15 protein-coding genes and 1 tRNA gene are annotated in these 19,354 nt (G+C 55.0%); 7 read left to right on the plus strand and 9 right to left on the minus strand.

The features are described 5' to 3' along the window. The 4 genes from RMSM_RS22805 to RMSM_RS22825 all read right to left on the minus strand — a co-directional run. A partial coding sequence (locus RMSM_RS22805; RefSeq protein ID WP_160168352.1) for an AI-2E family transporter occupies window positions 1-726 on the minus strand: 726 nt, incomplete at its 3' end. Between the two features lie 528 nt (window positions 727-1,254). Then, window positions 1,255-1,773: a response regulator gene (locus RMSM_RS22810; RefSeq protein WP_008701975.1), complete on the minus strand. Its 519-nt coding sequence runs from the start codon at window positions 1,771-1,773 to the stop codon at window positions 1,255-1,257. A 370-nt stretch (window positions 1,774-2,143) separates the two neighbouring features. After that, window positions 2,144-2,902, minus strand: a complete 759-nt coding sequence (locus RMSM_RS22815; protein ID WP_236622270.1) for a phosphatase PAP2 family protein — start codon at window positions 2,900-2,902, stop codon at window positions 2,144-2,146. A gap of 310 nt (window positions 2,903-3,212) precedes the next feature. Then, window positions 3,213-3,286: transfer RNA gene (locus tag RMSM_RS22825), tRNA-Pro, on the minus strand. 495 nt (window positions 3,287-3,781) lie between these two features. Between RMSM_RS22825 and RMSM_RS22835 the strand changes: the two genes are divergently transcribed. The 4 genes from RMSM_RS22835 to RMSM_RS22850 all read left to right on the plus strand — a co-directional run bounded on the left by RMSM_RS22835 (window position 3,782) and on the right by RMSM_RS22850 (window position 9,307). Next, window positions 3,782-4,537 (plus strand): thioredoxin domain-containing protein, encoded by a 756-nt coding sequence (locus RMSM_RS22835; protein ID WP_144057883.1) that lies wholly within the window; start codon window positions 3,782-3,784, stop codon window positions 4,535-4,537. A gap of 213 nt (window positions 4,538-4,750) precedes the next feature. Beyond that, window positions 4,751-6,004 carry a hypothetical protein gene (locus RMSM_RS22840; RefSeq protein ID WP_144057884.1) on the plus strand — a complete coding sequence of 418 codons (1,254 nt, stop codon included), beginning with the start codon at window positions 4,751-4,753 and terminating at the stop codon, window positions 6,002-6,004. Next, on the plus strand, window positions 6,001-7,635 hold the full coding sequence (locus RMSM_RS22845) for a di-heme oxidoredictase family protein (RefSeq protein WP_008701984.1): 1,635 nt from the start codon (window positions 6,001-6,003) through the stop codon (window positions 7,633-7,635). The genes RMSM_RS22840 and RMSM_RS22845 overlap by 4 nt, the downstream gene beginning before the upstream one ends. Before the next feature lie 307 nt (window positions 7,636-7,942). Next, on the plus strand, window positions 7,943-9,307 hold the full coding sequence (locus RMSM_RS22850) for a peptidylprolyl isomerase (protein WP_008701986.1): 1,365 nt from the start codon (window positions 7,943-7,945) through the stop codon (window positions 9,305-9,307). A gap of 72 nt (window positions 9,308-9,379) precedes the next feature. Here RMSM_RS22850 and RMSM_RS22855 read toward each other — a convergent pair whose 3' ends face one another. After that, complete coding sequence (locus tag RMSM_RS22855) at window positions 9,380-10,249, minus strand: hypothetical protein (RefSeq protein WP_144057885.1); 870 nt, start codon at window positions 10,247-10,249, stop codon at window positions 9,380-9,382. Between the two features lie 286 nt (window positions 10,250-10,535). Between RMSM_RS22855 and RMSM_RS22860 the strand changes: the two genes are divergently transcribed. Further along, window positions 10,536-11,189, plus strand: a complete 654-nt coding sequence (locus tag RMSM_RS22860; protein WP_040769077.1) for a Maf family protein — start codon at window positions 10,536-10,538, stop codon at window positions 11,187-11,189. A gap of 59 nt (window positions 11,190-11,248) precedes the next feature. Then, window positions 11,249-12,364 (plus strand): DUF1573 domain-containing protein, encoded by a 1,116-nt coding sequence (locus tag RMSM_RS22865; protein ID WP_008701994.1) that lies wholly within the window; start codon window positions 11,249-11,251, stop codon window positions 12,362-12,364. Between the two features lie 175 nt (window positions 12,365-12,539). Here the strand turns inward: RMSM_RS22865 and RMSM_RS22870 are convergent, their stop codons facing one another. The 4 genes from RMSM_RS22870 to RMSM_RS37240 all read right to left on the minus strand — a co-directional run bounded on the left by RMSM_RS22870 (window position 12,540) and on the right by RMSM_RS37240 (window position 17,971). Beyond that, window positions 12,540-14,294, minus strand: coding sequence for a hypothetical protein (locus RMSM_RS22870; protein WP_008701996.1), 1,755 nt, complete (start codon window positions 14,292-14,294; stop codon window positions 12,540-12,542). Window positions 14,295-14,386: 92 nt separating this feature from the next. Then, window positions 14,387-15,913 (minus strand): gluzincin family metallopeptidase, encoded by a 1,527-nt coding sequence (locus RMSM_RS22875; RefSeq protein ID WP_008701998.1) that lies wholly within the window; start codon window positions 15,911-15,913, stop codon window positions 14,387-14,389. 262 nt (window positions 15,914-16,175) lie between these two features. Then, window positions 16,176-17,639, minus strand: coding sequence for an AI-2E family transporter (locus RMSM_RS22880; protein ID WP_052031764.1), 1,464 nt, complete (start codon window positions 17,637-17,639; stop codon window positions 16,176-16,178). Further along, the gene (locus tag RMSM_RS37240) at window positions 17,615-17,971 is read right to left on the minus strand and encodes a membrane protein (protein ID WP_008702002.1); all 357 of its coding nucleotides are present in this window, start codon (window positions 17,969-17,971) and stop codon (window positions 17,615-17,617) included. Before RMSM_RS37240 ends, RMSM_RS22880 begins: the two co-directional genes overlap by 25 nt. A 144-nt stretch (window positions 17,972-18,115) precedes the next feature. On the opposite strand from RMSM_RS37240, the gene RMSM_RS22885 reads away from it, so the two are divergent. Next, entirely contained in the window at window positions 18,116-19,243 is a 1,128-nt protein-coding gene (locus RMSM_RS22885; RefSeq protein ID WP_144057886.1) for a lysylphosphatidylglycerol synthase domain-containing protein, read from the plus strand. Window positions 19,244-19,354: the final 111 nt, after the last annotated feature.

Below are 19,354 nucleotides of genomic sequence, written 5' to 3' on the forward strand. Positions count from 1 at the left end.
AATCCAGCGTTGACCAGCAATAAGTTCAACAGATACTTGCTGACGCGTTCGGCGGTGTCTCGCATCAGCCGCGTGGTCCCCGTCAACGCCGCGTCCCCAATCAACGAGATCAGCCGATAGCGAATGTCTTCGCGTCGCAACAACAAAAACAATCACCAACACAATCACTAAGGCAGCGGTGGCAATCGGCTCGACAATCGGCAACAGAATTTCGGTGGCTGCGGCAAAGGGACTTTCGGGCTCACTGGTTACCACAATCTGCGGCGCCGGATCGGTGATTTCCTCGACGACCGCAATCGTGTCGTTCGGCGAATCCGGTTCCACCACTGCACCATGCTCTGGAAACAGCTCGTTGAACATGTTCGTTAGCCGGTGCACCGTGGAATCTTCGCGAAGCTGAAACGATTCAAGCTTCGTTTTGATTTCATGCTGATGGTTTGGCAGATCGGCGGCTAACGTTTGAACTTGCGACACCAATGCCCACATCGCCAAACCGATGATCGCAAATGCTAAACCGCTGGCGAGTAGGACGGCAGGCAAACGTCCTAACTTCCATTTTTCCAATATGCTGACCAAGGGCGTCAGAATGAATGCCAATAACACGCTCAGCGCGATTGGCACAAGTACCGGTTTGCCGAAATACAGCAGCGCCAACACCATCAAGACAGTGCCAAGACTAAAGAACACCCGACCGGTGGCCGATTCGCGATCACGTTGGTTGGTCAACCGCCATATCCTGTAGAAAAGAGCGACACATTTAAGAAGCTGCGACTCACGGCCGTAAAAAAAATCGCCGCGGTGCGTGGCGAGCAAGCAAACGCATTTACTGTGCCGTCGCGTTTCTGACATCCGTTGGCAGCGCAACTCGGGATCAGCATCGAGAAAGTATCGTTGAACCCCGCTGGGGTTTGCGTTGTTGCCCGACCGCGTCGCGGTCGAGCAAGGATCGCCGAACTCGCCCACCTACCTCGTGGAACGTGCGATTTATAAGTGATGAAAGTCTGGCTCCCCTCGCTTCCGCCGGGGCCGGCGCCACCGTGAAAGGAAGTGAAGCAATTTTTCGTAGCGAAACTCGCAGAGAGTTTCGGTTTTAGTCGCGCGGCAGAAAGTCTCTGCGACTTTCGCTACATTGAATTCGCGTTTTCCTCATAGGGAAAAATGCTTCACAACATTGGCCAAAGCGGCCAATACGAAGGTCGATTGCCCACTTATCGACTACCAAACCGCCCCAAAGACAACTACCGAACGCAGAGATCAGCTGAATTTGGGGCCATTCTCTTGGACTTCGCGGTACAGACGGCGGAGGGTCGGCGAGATCCGTTTATTCGGCCAAGGCTGTTCGTGAACCGTATACTGAAAATCACGGTTTGCCGCACTCGCGACCTGATCTAATCGCTGGACCACCTGCTGGGTCCGGATTTTGTCCAATGGCTTAGTTAAAAATACGGTGCCGCCAGCGCTTTGCACAAAGGATCGAATGTCGTCGTCCTGTAAACTGCTGATGACAATCACAGGAATGGATCGGAGCCGTTTGGACCGGTGATGTCGGAGCGAACAAAGCAGATCAAGGCCGCTGGCGACAGGCATCTCGATATCGGTGACGATCAACTGAGGCTGTAACGCTTTGACCGCTTCCCAGGCGTCTTCGCCATTAGCCGTCGTCGTACAATTGTAGCCACATTCCGCGATCCAGCTGCGCAGCAGTTCACGGGACGCGCGCAAGTCATCCGCGATCACGCAATGAGGAGAAATAGGATCCGCGACGTTGCTCATAAATGTTTACCGATGTATTAATTCGCCCTGGCTGGCGTCTTCTTTTACCCAATCTATAGAAGCAATTGGCGGGCCAACCATTGTCCGCGACCGCCCTGATCCCGCCGCCCGGGTGCCCCCCCAAGAACATGGGCGCCAGCTACGGAAGATCCCTAAAAATCGTTACCTACGTTGCGATTTACTCGCCGCGAGCCACCCCAATTCGCCCATCGTTCTACTGAATTATTCATGTGAGAACAGCTAAGCATACGGGTGTGATCGTTCGTATAGCAACCGGTTGGCTGATTACAGTTCGCCATTTGCAAAAACCAACGGCATCGGTGTCGCCGACGCCTCTACCAGAGTGGCCCGTAGACAAGCAGCTGGGCGATTACTTGCCGGGCGGAGGCAGAACCGGGGGCTTGGCGACTTGCGATTCTCGCAGCTTCAACGAACGCGAGATCAACCAACACGACAATGCCCACACCAATCCGGCAACCCAACCCGCCAGCACGTCGGTTGGGTAATGCACCCCCATATAGACGCGGCTTAACCCAACAAAAACGGTCACAGCGATCGCCACGGCGATGACATAGAACCGTACCCAAAAATGACGCAGCACCGGCACCACCAACACAGCAAGCGTCAGATAGACGACCGCTGCCATCATCGAATGCCCGCTTGGAAAACTGCTGGTGTAAACCAACGACAAATGAGGCACCAAGTCGGGCCGAGGCCGAGCAAAGAAATGCTTCATTAGTAAACTCGCGGCGATACCCCCGAGCGTCGAGACCAAAAGAAATCCCATCGTGCGATAGAGTCGGTTGATCGCCAAAAAACCAGCGGTGGATAAAATCGCCAGCAACAGAACCGTCATCCCGCCGAGGGCAGTCACATCGCGTCCCGCCTCAGCCATCCAGGAAGGGCCGATGGGTCGCGACAGATCATCCGCCGCACGCAAACTGCGGACGGCCCAGCGATCAAACGCATTGGTTCCCCCCTCAAGCACCTCGTCGGCGAGTTCGATGAATCCCCAAGTGCCCGCTGCGACCAACAAAAACCCCAACAACAGCATCGGCTCGCGTCCCCAGAAGAACCGAATGAGACGAAAAACCGGCCGGTGCACTTTCTGGATTTTAATTTGCATCATGTCGCGGCCTAACAGCATCACGCATGCCAAAAGCCCCGTCGCCGCGGTCCGGAAGCCAAAAAATAGCCGCCCGCGTCACCTAGGAACCCCCTTAACACCCCCGCCTTGGAGAATTTTGATAAACCGGTCGAGTGAGAAGGGGGAGCGACGAAATTGCCAGTCCACTGCCAACGCGTTGACCCACCGGATCTGTGACAGAGGGTTCTCGAAAAAAAGCAAGAAAATGCTTGTTCCCCGCAGCTTGTTCCCCGCAAGGGAAAACCAAAAAAAATCCCGTGTTTTGCAGTGCAAAACACGGGATTTTAATTGATCGGGGCGACATGATTCGAACATGCGACCTCCTGGTCCCAAACCAGGCGCTCTGCCAGGCTGAGCTACGCCCCGGTGCGGTAAAAAGAGCGACAAATCCACTCTTTCTGCAGCCGGTTACCTTGGACAAGAAACGAGACATCCCCCGTCACTTGAAGGTTCGAAGGTTGTCGTGTTTTTATCGGTTTTCTGCAACCCCACTTCATACCAATTTTTCATAGATTTTTTGAATTCGTACTCTGACGACGCCTCGACGATTCCCACAAGCTCTCGGCGGGGATCCAGCTGACGGCATGACGGAACGCCGCAGCGTAGACCGCGCCCCCGCTGTGCACCACGGTGATGGATTGCGCTTCGCGGTGATGGATTGGGCTTCGTGGTCATGGATTGGGCATCGTGGTGATGGCTTGGGCTTCGCGGTTCTCGATCGAGCGGACCGGCGGCATCGCTCTTCAACTCGCACGAACGGATTGAGTAACCAGTGGATGCCTCCGATTTTGCTTGACCGGCGAGTTGGCATGCGAGATCATGACCGCTACCTCATCAGTCTCCTCAAACAGAAGAAGTCGCATGAAAAGTATCTCGTTGACAGCGACCTCGCCGCAATCGCCTGCTCCATCGACCTGCAATCGCTTGCCCCGTACCGTGACACGATGGATCATGTTGCTGATTCCATTGGGGTTGTTGGCAATGCAATCCGCACGGGCTGAGCAAGATCCATTCGGCATCCCACAGAAGATTGCTAAACCGCCGGAGTCACAGACCTCGAAGACGACGGGTCCTGATGCGGGTCCCGATGCGATCGAGCAGCGACTTCGCAGTAAATTGTCAGAACAGACCTCGATTGACGTCAACGAAGTGCCTCTCAAAGAGTTTCTGAAATTACTTTCTGAAAAAACCAATGCGCCGATCGTGCTGGACACTCGAGCGATCGAAGAGATCGGCTTGTCGGCCCAACATCCCATTCGTATTTCACTTCAAAACGTCAGCTTGCGAACGATCCTGAAACTTTCCCTGAGACAACTGGACCTAGCGTATGTAGTCAAAGATGAAGTCATTCAAATCACAACGCCGGAGCGAGCCGAAAACCAACTGGCGACGAAAGTCTATACATTAGCGGATCCGCTAAAAGGCAAAGCCGCCAAAGTCATCCGGGTCGTGACCACTACCGTAACTCCAGACACCTGGGATGTGATTGGCGGACCGAGCAGCATTACCGCCATTGACAGTGTGTTGGTCGTGTCGACGACGGAGGAAACTCACGAACAGATCGACCAATTGCTCGGAAAGATCGAGACCGCGTTACAAACGCGAAATCCACAATAGAAACGGCACCCGTGCCGTTCGCCACCGCAACGAACCGTGACGCAACGAACCGGGAACACACCCGTTGCACCGAGCAAAGCGAGTCGTCATCCGCTCCGATTAATTCGGTTGCTTGACTGTCGCCTTCGGAATGCGTTACACTTGCTTGACTTCGAGGATCCGCCGAACCTATTCCTTCGCGATACGACTTAGGGTGCATCGATGCGAAAGCGGATGATGATAACTTTTCTTGGCTTGATGATCGGCTCGACTAGCGTAGCCGCTTTGGCCGACGCCCCTTCGTCGACGGTCCTGTGGGACAAACCGTTTTCATCTCAACCTCAATCACTCGCGAACAACACGCTGGTGTTATTGCTGATCACCAACGATGACCCGTTCGATGTTGTCCCCGGCGGCTGGGCCGGCGAGCTGATGGAAGAACCGATTGCGGAAGTCTCGCAACAACGCATCGGACTGCGAGACCGATTAGCGACTCAGTTTTTGCCTACGGGCATTCCCTCGTCATTGACCGCCGGTGAACCTCGCAATCTTCCGCCGCGAGCCGTTGTCGCGATTTGCAATTCGGATTATCGATTGCTTTCGCTCTGCGTCGGCATTCCCGAAACCAACGAACTATCCGCGTTAATTGAAGATGCCGAAGAAGTCCAGACGTTGATGGGCATCCCCAACGATGATCCCAGCGAATTGATCCGCGAATTGGCTGAGCGCAGTGCCGAGCGAGTGGGACGGCGCTGGCAGCAATGGATCGCGCAAGCGGTGACCGATATCGAAAACAATCAAGCCGACGAGGCCGTGGCCGATCGTATTGACCGCTTGGGACAACGATTCGAACAAGCGTACTTGGCCGAGGCACGGCTGCGTTTTGGTTTGTCGGATCCCGAGGATTACACGCGTCTCGGGCTGCTAGAACAGCACGTTTCCACACGGCAACCATGGTGCGATTCCATGATTCCGTTGATTGCCAATACCGATTTACGGCAACACTATCGCAAACTGATCCAGCCGATCTGGGGACATCCACCGGTCGATGCCGCTGCGGACGCCAGTGAACTGATCGATTGGGCAGCAACCCACATTGACCAGGCTGCGACAGAGAAACAGGGCACTTTCGTGTTGTCGCTGCAATCGCCCATCGCCAATGCGATGACGCAGAAACGCGGTCAGGATCAAGCCAACGACGCGGGCAAGCAAAACCGGGTTACAAAAGCATGGGACCGGGTCGCGTCATCTGTTCAGCTGCATCCTAATCGCGAAGTCAACTTGCAAGAACTTGCACTGCTAAGCCGAGCCCAACAATGGCCTGCGATCGATATCCAACGCCCTAGCATGGCTCGCTATATCTTCGTGGACGCAGCCAAACCGACGCCTCTTGTGGTTCACGTCACCGATCCACCAGGTCGGTTTGCTGCCGTGCTGCAACGATCAAAACCAAGTACCAAGTCCAAACTCCAACCGGATGCAGAATGATGAAAAGCTTGTATCGAAACGGGATCACGATGCTGTCGAGCATCCTTATGATGGCCACGGTGGGCTTGCTCAATTCTCAGGCCGTCCATCCCGACTCGGTCACGGAAGGCCGTGTTCTGTTCGAACAAGATTGGGCGTCACGGAACCCGATCACGGGCAACGATGGGCTTGGGCCACTTTTTAACAGCACCTCCTGTGTGCGATGCCATTTCCAATCCGGCGTGGGAGGTTCAGGCGACGCGTCGGTCAACGCCTTGACGCTCGGAATCGAGCGGATTCAATCCAAAACAGCGTTTCTAAATACCGTCGAACTGTCAATCGCAGTGCAATCCTTTCACCCAGGCTTCATTCAAAGCGATGGCACAATCAACAATACTCTGCCCCTTCAGCACCAGGGCGGTTCGGACGCCTACGCGCTTAAGCGCAAAGCAATGTTGTCGCAAATCCCAGTTGAATTTAGCCAGGCGGGCGGCCCTGTGAATGCCACAGAGGTTCGATATGTCTCGGCGACTCCAATTTCGCTGAATATGAAATCCGGTAGCAAGGAAGTATCGATCGACGCCCGGATATTTCAGCGAAATACGACGGCGCTATTTGGAGCCGGCTTGATCGATCAGGTTAGCAATCGCGACTTAGCCATTCAGGCGAAATTGCAAGAGCGACACCCCGAAATAAGTGGTCGCCCCTCAGCGCTCAGAGACGGTCGGTTTGGAAAGTTTGGTTGGCGGGCGAATGTTGCTTCGTTAGCCGAATTCATTGACATGGCTTGCGCCAACGAAGTCGGATTGAACACGCGACGTCAATCGCAGCCAAGCGACCCGATGGCCCCCGGCTACCGCAATCCTGGAATCGATGTTTCCGACCGACAGATTGTCGCGATGCGTGACTTCATTGCAGCCCTTCCGGCCCCAACACGCATGCCACCGAAAAATTCGCGGCATGCCCAACAAATTCGGCAGGGTGAGCAGGTTTTTGCTTCGGTCGGGTGCATCAACTGTCATCTTCAAGATCTGGGGCCTGCAAAAGGAATCTATAGCGACTTGCTTTTGCACGACATGGGATACGAATCGATGGACCTAAGCCATGCAGAGCCCGCCATTGCTCGTGTCATTCCGTTGTCTCGATATGAATTAGCCAACACCAGACCGACCCGAGAGCCGCTGCCGAATGGCTATTATGGGGCGTCCAGCCTCATTGCTAACTCGTTGCAAACCCAAAATGAGTTTTTGTTCATGGCACCTTACCAGCCAACGGAACCGACAAGAATTGTGGATGTATCATCCCAAGAACGCTACATTGAATTGGAATCCGATGGTGAAGAAACGTCGTCGGGTGAGAGCGAAACAAGGAACGTGCTCGTCAAAGAAACCAAATACATGCGTCAGATCTTTGAACCGACCAATTTCAACCAAGAATGGAGAACGCCGCCGCTGTGGGGTGTGCGCGACTCGGCACCCTACATGCATGACGGTCGAGCCGAAACGCTGCTAGAAGCGATCGCAGTGCACGAAGGGGAAGCCGCCCCAACACGAGATCGCTTCCTGAAACTACCGCTACCTGATCGCCGAGCCGTCCTGGCGTTCTTGGAAACCCTTGCCGCCCCTAGCAACGTGCCGCAGCAGGCGATGTAAGATGGAGGCTTCACGATAAGCCAACCCACGGTATTGCGATGCGATCGTCCAAGACTGCTTAGATTGCCATACTGGGAATGTCGGCGACTTATTAGGTGCGTTTACCTATCGATTTACCGCGACCCCCGATGCTCAATAATGTCAAAGGCACTGGTGAACGCCTCCCAAAAGTGCTCGTTGCCAGCCAGCGGGCCCCGTTTTGGCGATTACCGAGAAGCGTCGTTTTTTGCGATCCAAATCGGGAATTGCTGCGTAGCTACTCGTGCAGTGGAATTTCCGTTTGTTTTTGAGCCATTTTGAGTCTTTGATGATCGATCGCGTCTTCTTATTCACCCTCTCGACCCTCGGATTGGTTGCGGGACTTTCGCTGCCAGCCCCCTCCGTGCCTGGGGCGTTCGCCCAGGACACCTCGCCTGCGGCAACCACCCCAGACGATGTGCCAGCCCAAGATGCGAAAGCCGAGCCTCCGCATTTGCATGACGGTGCGCATTCGCATGACGGTGAGGAGCATTCGCATTCTCACGACGACAACGCGTCGTCACCGAAAGGTCCGACGCGAGAACCCTCGAATTTGCTTGGCAAAGGGCCCGATGGAAAGCCGTTCGAATTGAACGAAGAAGGCGAACAAGCGAAGGCAAAATACGTCCAATTGAAAGAACAGCTCGTGGACGTGTTGATCGATATGCGAACCGTTCACACGCTGTACATGAACGGCGAAGATCAAACTCCCGAGGCACTCCAGCGGTACCGCGAACTTCGTGCACAGAGCTACGGACTGTTTGATCAAGTCTTCGACGCCGCGTACGAGTATTTGTTGTTGGCGCCCGATCAAGAAGCCGCCCAGTACCTGCTGACCATGCTGGAACACCGCTTCAAACATTCCAATTACTCGTTGTCGACGATGCGAGCGAGCGCCCTATTGATCGACTTGGGTTTCAACCAAGTGTTCCTTTTTCAGACCGCCGCGCGATCTTCGGTGTGTGTAGGCGAATTCGAAACGGCCGAGAAAATCTACGAGTATCTCAAACCCGAGGACTTTGGCGATCTGGATAAGCGTTTCAGTTACCAAATGGAGTCGCTGAAAGAACAATGGGAGGAAGAACAGAAACGCCGAGAACAGGACGCCGAGAAAGAACTCCCTCGCGTGAAGCTAAAAACAACGCATGGCGACATCGTCATTGAACTGTTTTTGGACCAAGCCCCAACGACGGTGGCCCACTTTATCAAATTGGTCGAACAGGGTTACTACGACGGGCTCGATTTCTATCAAGTGATCGACGACCTGCTGGCGTTGACGGGTGATGAATCGGGCACAGGATCAGGCAATAGCGGGCAATTTATTGTCGACGAACATCATCGCGAAGGCGCACGCAATGCATTCCGCGGATCGTTAGCGATGGCCAAGCTGCCCAAGGGAGACACGGGCGAATTTGTCGCCGATAGCGGTAGCAGCCAATTTGCCATCTTCTTTACGCCTGTTCCCACCGTCAGCAAAGAACAAACGGTTTTTGGACGCGTGATCGAAGGCATGGACTTGTTCACCGAACTGCGGCGAGTCGATCCTCATAAAGAAAAGAAGAAAGGCCAAGTCGTCTACCCGCCCGATCGCATCATCGAAGCCGAGGTGATCCGTCGCCCCGATGAGTTGCCCGAACCCGAGTATCGCAAGTAAACCCCCGAATATCGCCAGTAAGAAACTGGGTATCGCCAGTAATAGCGCGGTGTCGCTACCCGAGCGAAGCGATTACAGCTTCGGCTCGGCCAGCCGGTCAATCTGGATCAACACCACGACTTGCTCTTGGACGTTGTTGGCGGAAACCCCCGACATCATCTCTTTGCCCAGACCAAACGCTGGCTGGCTTGCTGCGATCACAAACAAATCGTCCTTGCCGCCTTCGAGGTCGATGTCCAGCCACGGAAGCGACCATGCGTCACGGCGACTGTCGATCCGCATCGCCGAATCGCTGCTGATCCACTTTTGCCGCATTGCCCCGTGCTGAATCTCAGGACGACATTGCAGGTGAATTTGCGAAGCGGTTTTGGATTGCGTGGGCGTGATGGCCAACACATACTGCGGGTCCTGCAGGGTTCGACCGATGGTTTGTCCTCGATTGCGAAGCAGAGTCGTGTGAGTGCCACTGCGAGGTTGGCGAAGTGGCAATTCGTAACGCTTCGCCAACCGCATCGGAATCTGTCGCGAACCGGCGGAAACTTCGCTGGCCACGTCGGCTTCGCCTAAGAAAACGTCGACCACATCGCGAGGCCCGGCCATCTCGGCAAGCCGTTGGCGAAATTGATCGGGACGGATGACCTTGCCGACGCGGATCCCGTTCTCGGCAAGCTCGGTGCGATGGGCCGGTTCGATGATCATTTCATCGACCCACTGCCACATCGATGCAACCCGATCCTGATTGGCCGCTTCGGGTTGAATTGGATGAAAACCGACCGACAACAATATCGCCTGAGAACTCGGTTTGACCGGAGCTAATGGATTGCTGTGGGTAGAATTGAGCACAGCGTCCGCCGTCGAACGATCAATCCACGATGCGCAGCCAGCAACCGACGACGCTAGCGAGCCAGCGGCAATCAGTGAGCAGAACTGTCGGCGGTTCATGGTGTTCAAGCGGATTGCTTTTTGTACGGCGCCAAATTGGTATAGCGCCAAATTTTGTAGAGCGTCTAAATCTCGTACAGCGCAGAAATCAAGACTTTGGACAACAATGGACTCGGGCGGTTGGCCGGAAACTACAAAGTCGAAGTCGCAACCGTCAAGAGAAATGCTTTGCTTGCTTCCCAATCCGCTGACAAGCCCGTAAAACGATAGAACAGCCTCGTATTTTGCAGCCATACCCCCAAAATAGCAGTAGGAACGGATGAAATTCACTGACAACCTGCCTCTGATGAGCGGTTTGCCACGAGCCGACTTACCGACCGAGGAATCACTGATATTGGCGAGCGGTTCGCCCCGCCGGTCGCAACTGTTAACGGCGGCGGGATATGAGTTCACGGTCCAACCGGCCAGCGACGAAGCCGAGTGTGGGATGTGCAGCCGCGAGACGGCTCCTGAATTGGTGGCACGCTATGCGTATCGCAAGGCGGCCGATGTGGCGGCAAAGAACGAGGAAGGATTGATTTTGGCCGCCGACACGGTCGCGTCGTGCTATGGCCAGATTCTTGGCAAACCGCACAATATCGAGCACGCCGAAGCGATGCTGCGTCAACTTAGTGGCCGCCGACACGATGTCTTCTCTGGATTCTGTGTCTGGTCCGTCAGCCAAAATCGCTGTGTCGTCGAAGTTGTCCGCACCGAATTACAAATGCAACCGCTCAGCGAGCCAATGCTCGCCGATTACCTCGATTCGATGTTATGGGAAGGCAAAGCAGGTGCGTTCGGTTTCCAGGACGGAAACGATTGGTTGGAGGTGCTCGAGGGTGGCAGCGAAACCAATGTCGTCGGGTTGCCAATGGAACGACTGGCCGAGGTATTTCGCGACTTTGATTTGCTAGCGACTGAGATTTCAACTGAGAAAGATGGACCTTCTTTCTCGAAGTAGCCATTCTTTCTAAGGTTCAGGGGCGGTTTGTTCCCGATAAAGGGATTAGTACGGTTCCGATGATGCAAGCTGCGACGTCGGACGACTTTGGCGATGCACCTGGATTTTTGCTTCCAATGAGTCGCGTTGCCCCATTCCCGTGTTTCCATTTCCCGCTTTCAAATAGCCTGGATGTCATGGTGCGTTACTCCATTTTGCTCGCCAATATCGTCGTTCTCTCGTTGTTCGCCTCTGCAAAGGTCCATGCAGAGAACTGGGCTGACAAGATGTTTGCCGAGACCAGTCATGATTTTCGCACCGTCGGTCGCGGAACAAAATGTGACTTCCATTTCGAGCTGACCAACAAATACGAAGAAGACGTGCATATCGCTGCCGTCCGGTCGAGCTGTGGGTGCACCAGCCCGTCGATCACAAAAGAGACGTTAAAAACGCATGAAACCGGCGCCGTGGTCGCGACGTTCAACACAAGTTCGTTTATTGGCCAGAAATCCGCCACGATCACCGTCGTCTTCGACAAACCCTTTTATGCGGAAACCCAACTCAAAGTTAGCGGATTCATTCGCACCGACATCACCTTTGATCCGCCGGAAGTTGCCTTTGGCGAATTTGCCTCGGGTGACTCACCTGAACGTGAGATCGTGATCACTCATACGGGCAACTCCAACTGGCGAATCAACGATGTGCGAAGCCACTGCGAAAGCTTGCAGGTCCGATTAAGTGCTCCTGAATTGACTCCAGGACACGTTCGTTACCGCATGCAAGTCACGATGAAAGACTCGATGGAAGAGGGCGAGATCCACGAACGATTGACGCTGATCAGCAACGACCGTGCGTTTCCCACCACGGAAATGGACATCTCGGGCCGAGTTCGCTCGGCGATCAGCGTGTCGCCCGCCGCAGTCAACCTGGGAAGCAAACCGGCCGACGCGGTCATCGAAAAACGCTTGATCGTCAAGGGCGATGAGCCGTTTGAGATCAAAGACATCGTTTGCAGCGATCAACGTTTCGAGTTCGAAATTCCAGTTGGCCGCAAGAAAGTGCAATTCGTCAAAGTCCGTTTCGAAGGCAACGGCACCTCCGGCGATATTGCACAAAAGATTCGCATCGTGACCGATCTGCCCGGTGACAAGTCGGCATCGTGCATCGTTACCGGAACGCTGTCCGAAAGCAAGTAAGAGACGATCCGAGTAGGAAATCGCGTTCGCAGGGCGCTGCGACCCGTTTGATTCTTAATCATAATCCTACTCACCTGCGGTCATCGTTTGCCCAGCCGCAGACGAGAATAAGATTAGCAATATGATTAAGATGATGCGCGGGCCGCTGAGATCGACGCAGCGGCAACGCTACGTCTTAGGGACTCATACTTTCAACTGCGACCAATTCCACCGTGGGTCCATCGCTGGCTTCGACAATCCGTCCTAATGCGATAACCTGATCGGCCTCGGGCAGCGACGATCCGGAAACCGGTACCTCGCGGACGTCCCCTGATGAACTGGAAATGCGAAGCACCGATCCCGCTGCATCCGTCGCGGGCGCCCCGATGATCAAGACGCCATCGGTGGGACGCTTTCCATAATCGAGCCACAAATCTGCGGCATCGCCGAGATCTTTGACCAGCGGTGACCGGGAAAGCGCGTTCAACAGTTTCTGAACCGCCGCGTTATCTCCCGCGTTCGACTCAATCGCGACCGCCGAAACCGAGGCATAGGCTTTCGCTAACAAGCGTCGACGATCTCCTTCGGCACCTTCAAACTTCATCAAACTCGCCAATAACTTGTTCGCTTTCTCGACCGCAGCCTCCACCGCGGGCGAAACAGCTGGTTGCTCTGGATCATTGTTTACGTCGCTTTCAGCTGCCGGTGCGGTTTCGGCGACAGCCTCGGCCGCCGCACTGGGCTCGGGCTCAGACGCCTCTTCGACGGCGGGTTCCATCACTTCGGCGACGGGTGCTTCATCTGCAATCGCCGACGTGTCTTCCGCTGGATCGTCGGTCACAATCGATTCGATCTTCCCGGCAACCTCTTCGCTGGCAACGTCTTCGCTGGCAATATCGCTCGGCTCGACCGCGGGCATTTCCATCGGTACCTTGTCCGCGACAACGTCTTGCGAAAGCGTGTCGTCACCGGCGGCGTCGGGATATTCAACTTCGCCTGTAGCGAGCTCGTTTTCGACTTCCTCGCTGTCGGGATTAAGCGAGGATCCAAGCGACGGCATATCGAACCCGCCTGGCGTATCGTCCACCGAATCGGCTGGATTCGTGTCGGCACCCAAGTTTGCCAGTTCTTGTTGGGCGCGTTCAAAGTCATCCGACGGCTCAGCTGCGGGCACCATCATTTCGGATCCCGTCAATGGCGCGTCCTCGGCGACGGGGTCGACGGGATCGTTCATCACCATCGGGGGTGCCGCACTCAATCGCGACGACGATCCGTTGTTAAACGATCCGTCAAACGGCCAAAATCCTAGATCCGGAGCCTTTCCTAGCCAGAGCAGAATTCCGCCCGCCAAAGGAAGCGCGACCAGCGGGCCCATCGCCACACCAATCAACGTTTTGATCGGGGAAGATTTTTTGCGTTTGTAGGTATTCACTGGTACCGATTTGACTTTCATCGGCATCAGTGGTCCGGCGGAGTCGGCGGATTCGTCTTCGGAATCATTGCTGGAAAGGAATTCCAGCATCTCGTCGTCTTGGCCGCCCTCGTTGAAATTGTCTTCGGGTCGCTGCGGGTCGCCATCGAGCGATCCATCCAAGTCGAATCCGGCATCGCCGTCCGCCTCGATGGTCAATTCCGAGTTGTCGTCCCAAGTCTCGTTCAATTGATCCGCGTCAGCATCAGGCGCGAACGACGATGTAAACGAATTCGCTCCACTGGCTGCCGAGGCGATCGGCGCCGCAGCCAACTGAGCCGCCGCTCCGTCACCGGCATCCAGAAATAGCGGCTGTCCATCCGCCGAAATCAGCTCCACCATCGGAGGCAATTTTTCGATGATTTCGCTAGCTGGGTAAATTTCGCCACACCACGGACACTGCGCGGTCGCATCGGCTGGAACCGCAGCAGTAGGTAATCCAATCGTTTCACCACAGCGTGGACAATTGCACGTCAACATTCAGTAACCCCAATTCAATTAAAAAGACCGCCTGATTGTAACCCGCGACGATGCGAAAAGCAGGGCCCAAACAGCGTTGGATCGACCATTAATCAACCATCCAGACCATATAGCGGCCGTAGTTTTCCGTTTAGATAGCGGATCAAGGCGTCGGCCGAGAGCGATTTGCCGGTCGCTCGCAATATCAACGAATCGCCGGACTCACATTGACCTCGCTCGTGAATCCGGCTGCGTAGCCAATCCAACAACGGCGAAAACTCGCCACCGGCAAACATCGATTCCAAATCTCCCAATTCCGCTGCGGCGGCATCATACAACTGGGCACTGGCTAGATTCCCCAAGGTGTAGGTCGGGAAATAGCCGATCAAACCGGCACTCCAGTGGACATCCTGAAGCACTCCATTTGCAGCAGAGGGTGCACAGACCCCCAGATCGCTTTGGTATCGAGCATCCCATGCTGCCGGCAAATCGTCCACGGCCAACGTTCCTCCGATCAACAGTTGCTCGAGATCGAAGCGAATGATGATGTGCAAGTTATAAGTCGCCTCGTCCGCTTCGACCCGGATCAACGAGGGTTGGATTTGATTGATCGCAAAATGAAAATCGTCCAGCGAGACGTCGTCGAGCGTCGGGGCAAATGTTTTTTGGGTTCGAGCAAACAACCACTGCCAAAACGGTCGACTGCGTCCGACCTGATTCTCCCACAATCGTGATTGAGATTCATGAATTCCTAACGAACAATACGATCCCGGTGGCAAGCCAAACCAATCCGATCGCATCCCTTGCTCGTACATCCCGTGGCCTGCCTCGTGCATCGTGCCAAGCAACCCCGCCGGCAACCAATTCAAATCGTAGCGAGTCAGAATGCGACAATCCCGCGGCCCCAGCGTGGTGCAAAACGGATGCGACGTTTCATCAAGTCGGCCCGCTTGAAAATCAAAGCCAACACTCTCGGCAACAAAGCGGCTGAGGTCGCGTTGTCCGGCAATGGCAAAATCACGTTCCAGCAAACTTCGCTTGGGTTGACGCGGTGCTTCACGAATCGCATCAATCAGTTCGACGAGTGGCTTGCGAAGATCCTGAAATACTTGGTTCAGCGGCTCGACACGAGCATCGGGTTCGTATTCGTCGAGCAGAGCTTCATAGGGTGATCGATCCGTTCCCTCAGCGATTCGCTGACCGGCTTCGCGTTTCAGTTCGATGATTTCGGCAAGCGTATCGCGAAACATTCCAAAATCGTCCGCGCGACGCGCGGCGTCCCAGCGTTGTTGTCCCTTGACCGTCGCTCGCGAAGTCCGTTCGACCAGATCCTCAGGCAATCGGTGATCACGTTTCCAGTTCCGCAATAGCCCGCGGACGGTCGCGGCCACATCGCCGGCGGGATCTTCGTCACCCAGGTTTTCCGATAACGACTGCAGCGTTTCACCATATTTCGCATCGGTCCGGCGGCGATGCACCATCCCCCGCAACGTGCTGACCTGAGTCGCTCGATAGTCGCCTCCGTCAATCGGCATCCCAGTCCGCTCGTCCCATTCCAACGTATCGGCAACCGTTTGTAATAGCATCGCGCCGCGAGCATGTTCGGCTACGAAGTCAAAATCATTTTGCGAGAATGTCATGGATGTTTTCCTGTTCTTAATACGACGGTGTCGCGAGGGTCACGCAGACTCTCGCAGGTGGGTCAATGCCATCGACACTGACACTAAACGGGTGGCGTTTGTCGCGGTGCGGCGCGAGGCCCGCCCGGTCGAAACCGAACTTTTACTCGCCTCAACCGGACGGCTTGCGTCGTGCCGCTAAAACTTCGCAAAACACCGGGGATAAATGATTCGGGGATAAATGATGCACAGCGTTCAGTGATGGGGATGACCGACTGGAAGCCTATCCCACATTCGTTTCCGTAATGGCTTCGGCCGAGGCTGTGTCGTCGAGTTCGTGATTGAGAATTTCAAGCAGGGTTTGCAAAAAGACCACGACCATCGGTCCCACCAAAATACCAATCGGACCAAACACTTTCACGCCGCCCAAAACACTCAGCAGGGCAAACAGCGGGTGCAACTGCGAACGACCATGCAACACATAGACTTTGATGACATTGTCGATCGATGAAATCACCAGCGCGCCATACAGTGCCAACACAATCGCGGCGGTCCAGCGTTGTTCGACCATACCAAGCCAAACCACACACGGCACCCAAACCGATGCAGCGCCCAAAAACGGTACCAATGACATCAACGTGGTGGCCAAAAACAACAACACCACCGATTCAAATCCGAGAACGTAGTAGCCCAGTCCGCCCAAGATGCCTTGCACGACCGCACTGAGTACACTTGCCAACACGACCGCGCGACTGGTTCGATCAAACTCCAACAACAACCGCCGCTCGTAGTTGTCGTCGAGCGGGCTCAGCCGCATCAGTGTACGAATCATCGCCGCGCCGTCGATCAAAAAGAAGTAGACCGCGATGATCAAGACCAACAACCCTACCAAAATTTTGCCCAGATAATTTCCGGTGGCACTGGTCAGACTGACAAACCGTGGCTGCAGCGACTCACGACCACGACTCAATAGACTTTTGAAATCCTCGGCACTTGGATTGGCGATCAATCGCACTTGGCTGCGTAGCGTGCCGCCAAGCAAGGTTTGCATCCACGCTCGAATTGCGGCCGAAGCGATCACGCTGCGGCGATGAAACTGCTCTTCCGCGTTCAGTGGATCCAGCGGCACAATGTCCTCAGCATCAAGTTCGGCATCGGCAACTTCGGTATCGGTAACTTCGGTATTAGCAGCCGGTTGGCGATCTGCCGCTGGGATATCCGTATCAGCAACATTCACAGCATCGTTATTCACGGGAACGATTCGGTTCTCAGCGTCGATGGCCTGAGGCAACGAATTTTTGAGTTCATCCAGCCGATCGATGGCAATTTCGGCCGCCGAATCCGCCGTGGGCGGACCTTCGACATTTTTCTGCAGATACAGGACCAGCGATTTTGCTTCGGCAATATTTTCTAAGATGATCTGACGATTTTCCGAAATCTGCATCATGCCCGACAACGACTTCAAAAACACGGCGACGGATGTCTCTTCGTCGATGCCACGCAAACCTTCCCCCGACAGCACCGAATCGTCCAGCGAATCGGTCAGCTCATCCAATCGGCGAAACTTTTCCGCGTGTGGCAGTGAAATCCCAAATTGGTCGCGGGCGCGATCAAGCGCCTCGGTCAAATCATTGAAATTGATGTGGCTGACCATTGCGGTAAACTGACTGGTCGCGACCGATAATACAACGATCATCGGCATCAACACCATCATCAGGATCATCAACGTGGTCGATGCAGCGGCCAATCGACGCTTTCCCTTGTTTGGACGTAGATCCAATCGTGCACGGGTCGAAAGATCACGACCAGTAGTGCGGCCAGGAACAATGGCACAAAGAACCCGGCCATCACCTTGTAGAACAACGCTCCGACCGCGAATATACCGAGCAACAACATCAGTACGGATAAAATCCGTGAAAGCGACGGCAATCGTTCCAGCATCGCTTTGGTCGACGCCAAGGTTCGCGGCGGCGAGCTGTCGTCGCCTGGAACGGTGGCCGATGTCGTCGGGTCCGAAGCAGCCACCGATGAGGATGGCTGAGGCGGTTTGGGATTATTTTTCGGTCGACGTTTCGTCATCGAACCTGCTCGGCATGTTGTTAAGGAAGTGTGAAAGCGGTGTAGAAGCTTGGTTTGGAATTGTAGCCCAATCGGATCGTGCCCGATTGTGAAGGATCACCGAGTTTATGGATAGACGGATCAAAAGTTCTCGAAAGAATCGCAGTGGCTCAGTCAAACGAATCCCCCGAAATGAGTGATGTCGCGTCACCGTCTGTGGCTTCGCATCACAGTGGCGGCAAACGATGGCTACGAATTGCAAAAATTCTGATCGCCATCGCTGTCATCGTCGGACTGTTTTTTGCCGTCCGCTCGGCCGTACGCCAATGGCAAAACGAGCGTGACCGTGTGGTCGCCCAGATCCGCGAAATCGACTTACAGATCGCCGCAGCGGATGATTCGATCACTACAACCAGACTGCATGAACAACGGGATGCATTGCGACGCAGCATTCCCACGCTGGACAACATCCGCTGGTCACGCATCAGTATTGCCGCATTGCTGTACGCCGCCGGAACGCTCGTTTCGGGAATGGTGCTACGCGGCTGGCTTTCCGTGTTGGGGCATCGACCGCCGGCGGCGATCGTTATTGCCGCTCAAACGCTCGGACACATCGGCAAGTACGTGCCTGGCAAGGCGATGGTCGTGGTGTTACGAGTCGGCGTGCTAAAACGATGTGCGGTTCCGGTGATGCCAGCGACGATATCTGTGTTTTTGGAAACGTTCATGATGATGGCTGTCGGCGCCGCTGTCGCAGGCATCGTGATCGTGACCCTGCCCGTGCCAACGTGGATGATGGTCGCCGCGGGAACCGGAGCGGTGTTGGCCAGCATCCCAACGATGCCCCCGGTGCTGCAAATTGTGACCACCCGGCTGATGAGGCGAAGCTCGGATCTTGGGCATCACGCCTGGTTGGCCTGTGTCAAAGGCTGGGTTTGGTCGACCGTAGGCTGGATTTTGATCGGCGGCTCGTTCGCGATGATCGTGACTGCAATTCCGACTGCGGCGCCGCCCGAATCGACGGCGCAATTATTGGCGATCGCTACCGCTTCGATTTCACTTGCAATGGTGATCGGATTTGCCTCGCTGTTACCAGGCGGGGCGGGCATTCGCGAGCTTGTTTTAACAACCCTGCTTGGCTTGGTGACCGGCCCGACGCATGCGCTGCTGGCAGCAATCATGGCCCGTATGATCTTTATCGCCGTGGAATGTTTAATGGCGTCCCTTGCATGGCTTTACGTCCAACAATGTCTTGAACCGGTTCGGCACGAAATTTGTACAGTAAATCAATAATTGTACTGTAAACCAATAAGCAGCCACGCAGGAGTGTGTCTGTCTATTGGCCGCATTGCCAAACTGCTGCGAGCAGCATACCTGACCCTACTATCGCAACCTGTTTCCCAC

It is taken from the genome of Rhodopirellula maiorica SM1, assembly GCF_000346295.1.
GTDB classification, from domain to species: domain Bacteria; phylum Planctomycetota; class Planctomycetia; order Pirellulales; family Pirellulaceae; genus Novipirellula; species Novipirellula maiorica.

What these genes read in the sequence shown, in the direction of transcription:
- RMSM_RS22810 (WP_008701975.1), bottom strand. Translation starts at nt 1,773, where the DNA reads ATGAGCAACGTCGCGGATCCTATTTCTCCTCATTGCGTGATCGCGGAT.
- RMSM_RS22815 (WP_236622270.1), bottom strand. Translation starts at nt 2,902, where the DNA reads ATGATGCAAATTAAAATCCAGAAAGTGCACCGGCCGGTTTTTCGTCTC.
- RMSM_RS22835 (WP_144057883.1), top strand. Translation starts at nt 3,782, where the DNA reads ATGAAAAGTATCTCGTTGACAGCGACCTCGCCGCAATCGCCTGCTCCA.
- RMSM_RS22840 (WP_144057884.1), top strand. Translation starts at nt 4,751, where the DNA reads ATGATGATAACTTTTCTTGGCTTGATGATCGGCTCGACTAGCGTAGCC.
- RMSM_RS22845 (WP_008701984.1), top strand. Translation starts at nt 6,001, where the DNA reads ATGATGAAAAGCTTGTATCGAAACGGGATCACGATGCTGTCGAGCATC.
- RMSM_RS22850 (WP_008701986.1), top strand. Translation starts at nt 7,943, where the DNA reads ATGATCGATCGCGTCTTCTTATTCACCCTCTCGACCCTCGGATTGGTT.
- RMSM_RS22855 (WP_144057885.1), bottom strand. Translation starts at nt 10,249, where the DNA reads ATGAACCGCCGACAGTTCTGCTCACTGATTGCCGCTGGCTCGCTAGCG.
- RMSM_RS22860 (WP_040769077.1), top strand. Translation starts at nt 10,536, where the DNA reads ATGAGCGGTTTGCCACGAGCCGACTTACCGACCGAGGAATCACTGATA.
- RMSM_RS22865 (WP_008701994.1), top strand. Translation starts at nt 11,249, where the DNA reads ATGATGCAAGCTGCGACGTCGGACGACTTTGGCGATGCACCTGGATTT.
- RMSM_RS22870 (WP_008701996.1), bottom strand. Translation starts at nt 14,294, where the DNA reads ATGTTGACGTGCAATTGTCCACGCTGTGGTGAAACGATTGGATTACCT.
- RMSM_RS22875 (WP_008701998.1), bottom strand. Translation starts at nt 15,913, where the DNA reads ATGACATTCTCGCAAAATGATTTTGACTTCGTAGCCGAACATGCTCGC.
- RMSM_RS37240 (WP_008702002.1), bottom strand. Translation starts at nt 17,971, where the DNA reads ATGACGAAACGTCGACCGAAAAATAATCCCAAACCGCCTCAGCCATCC.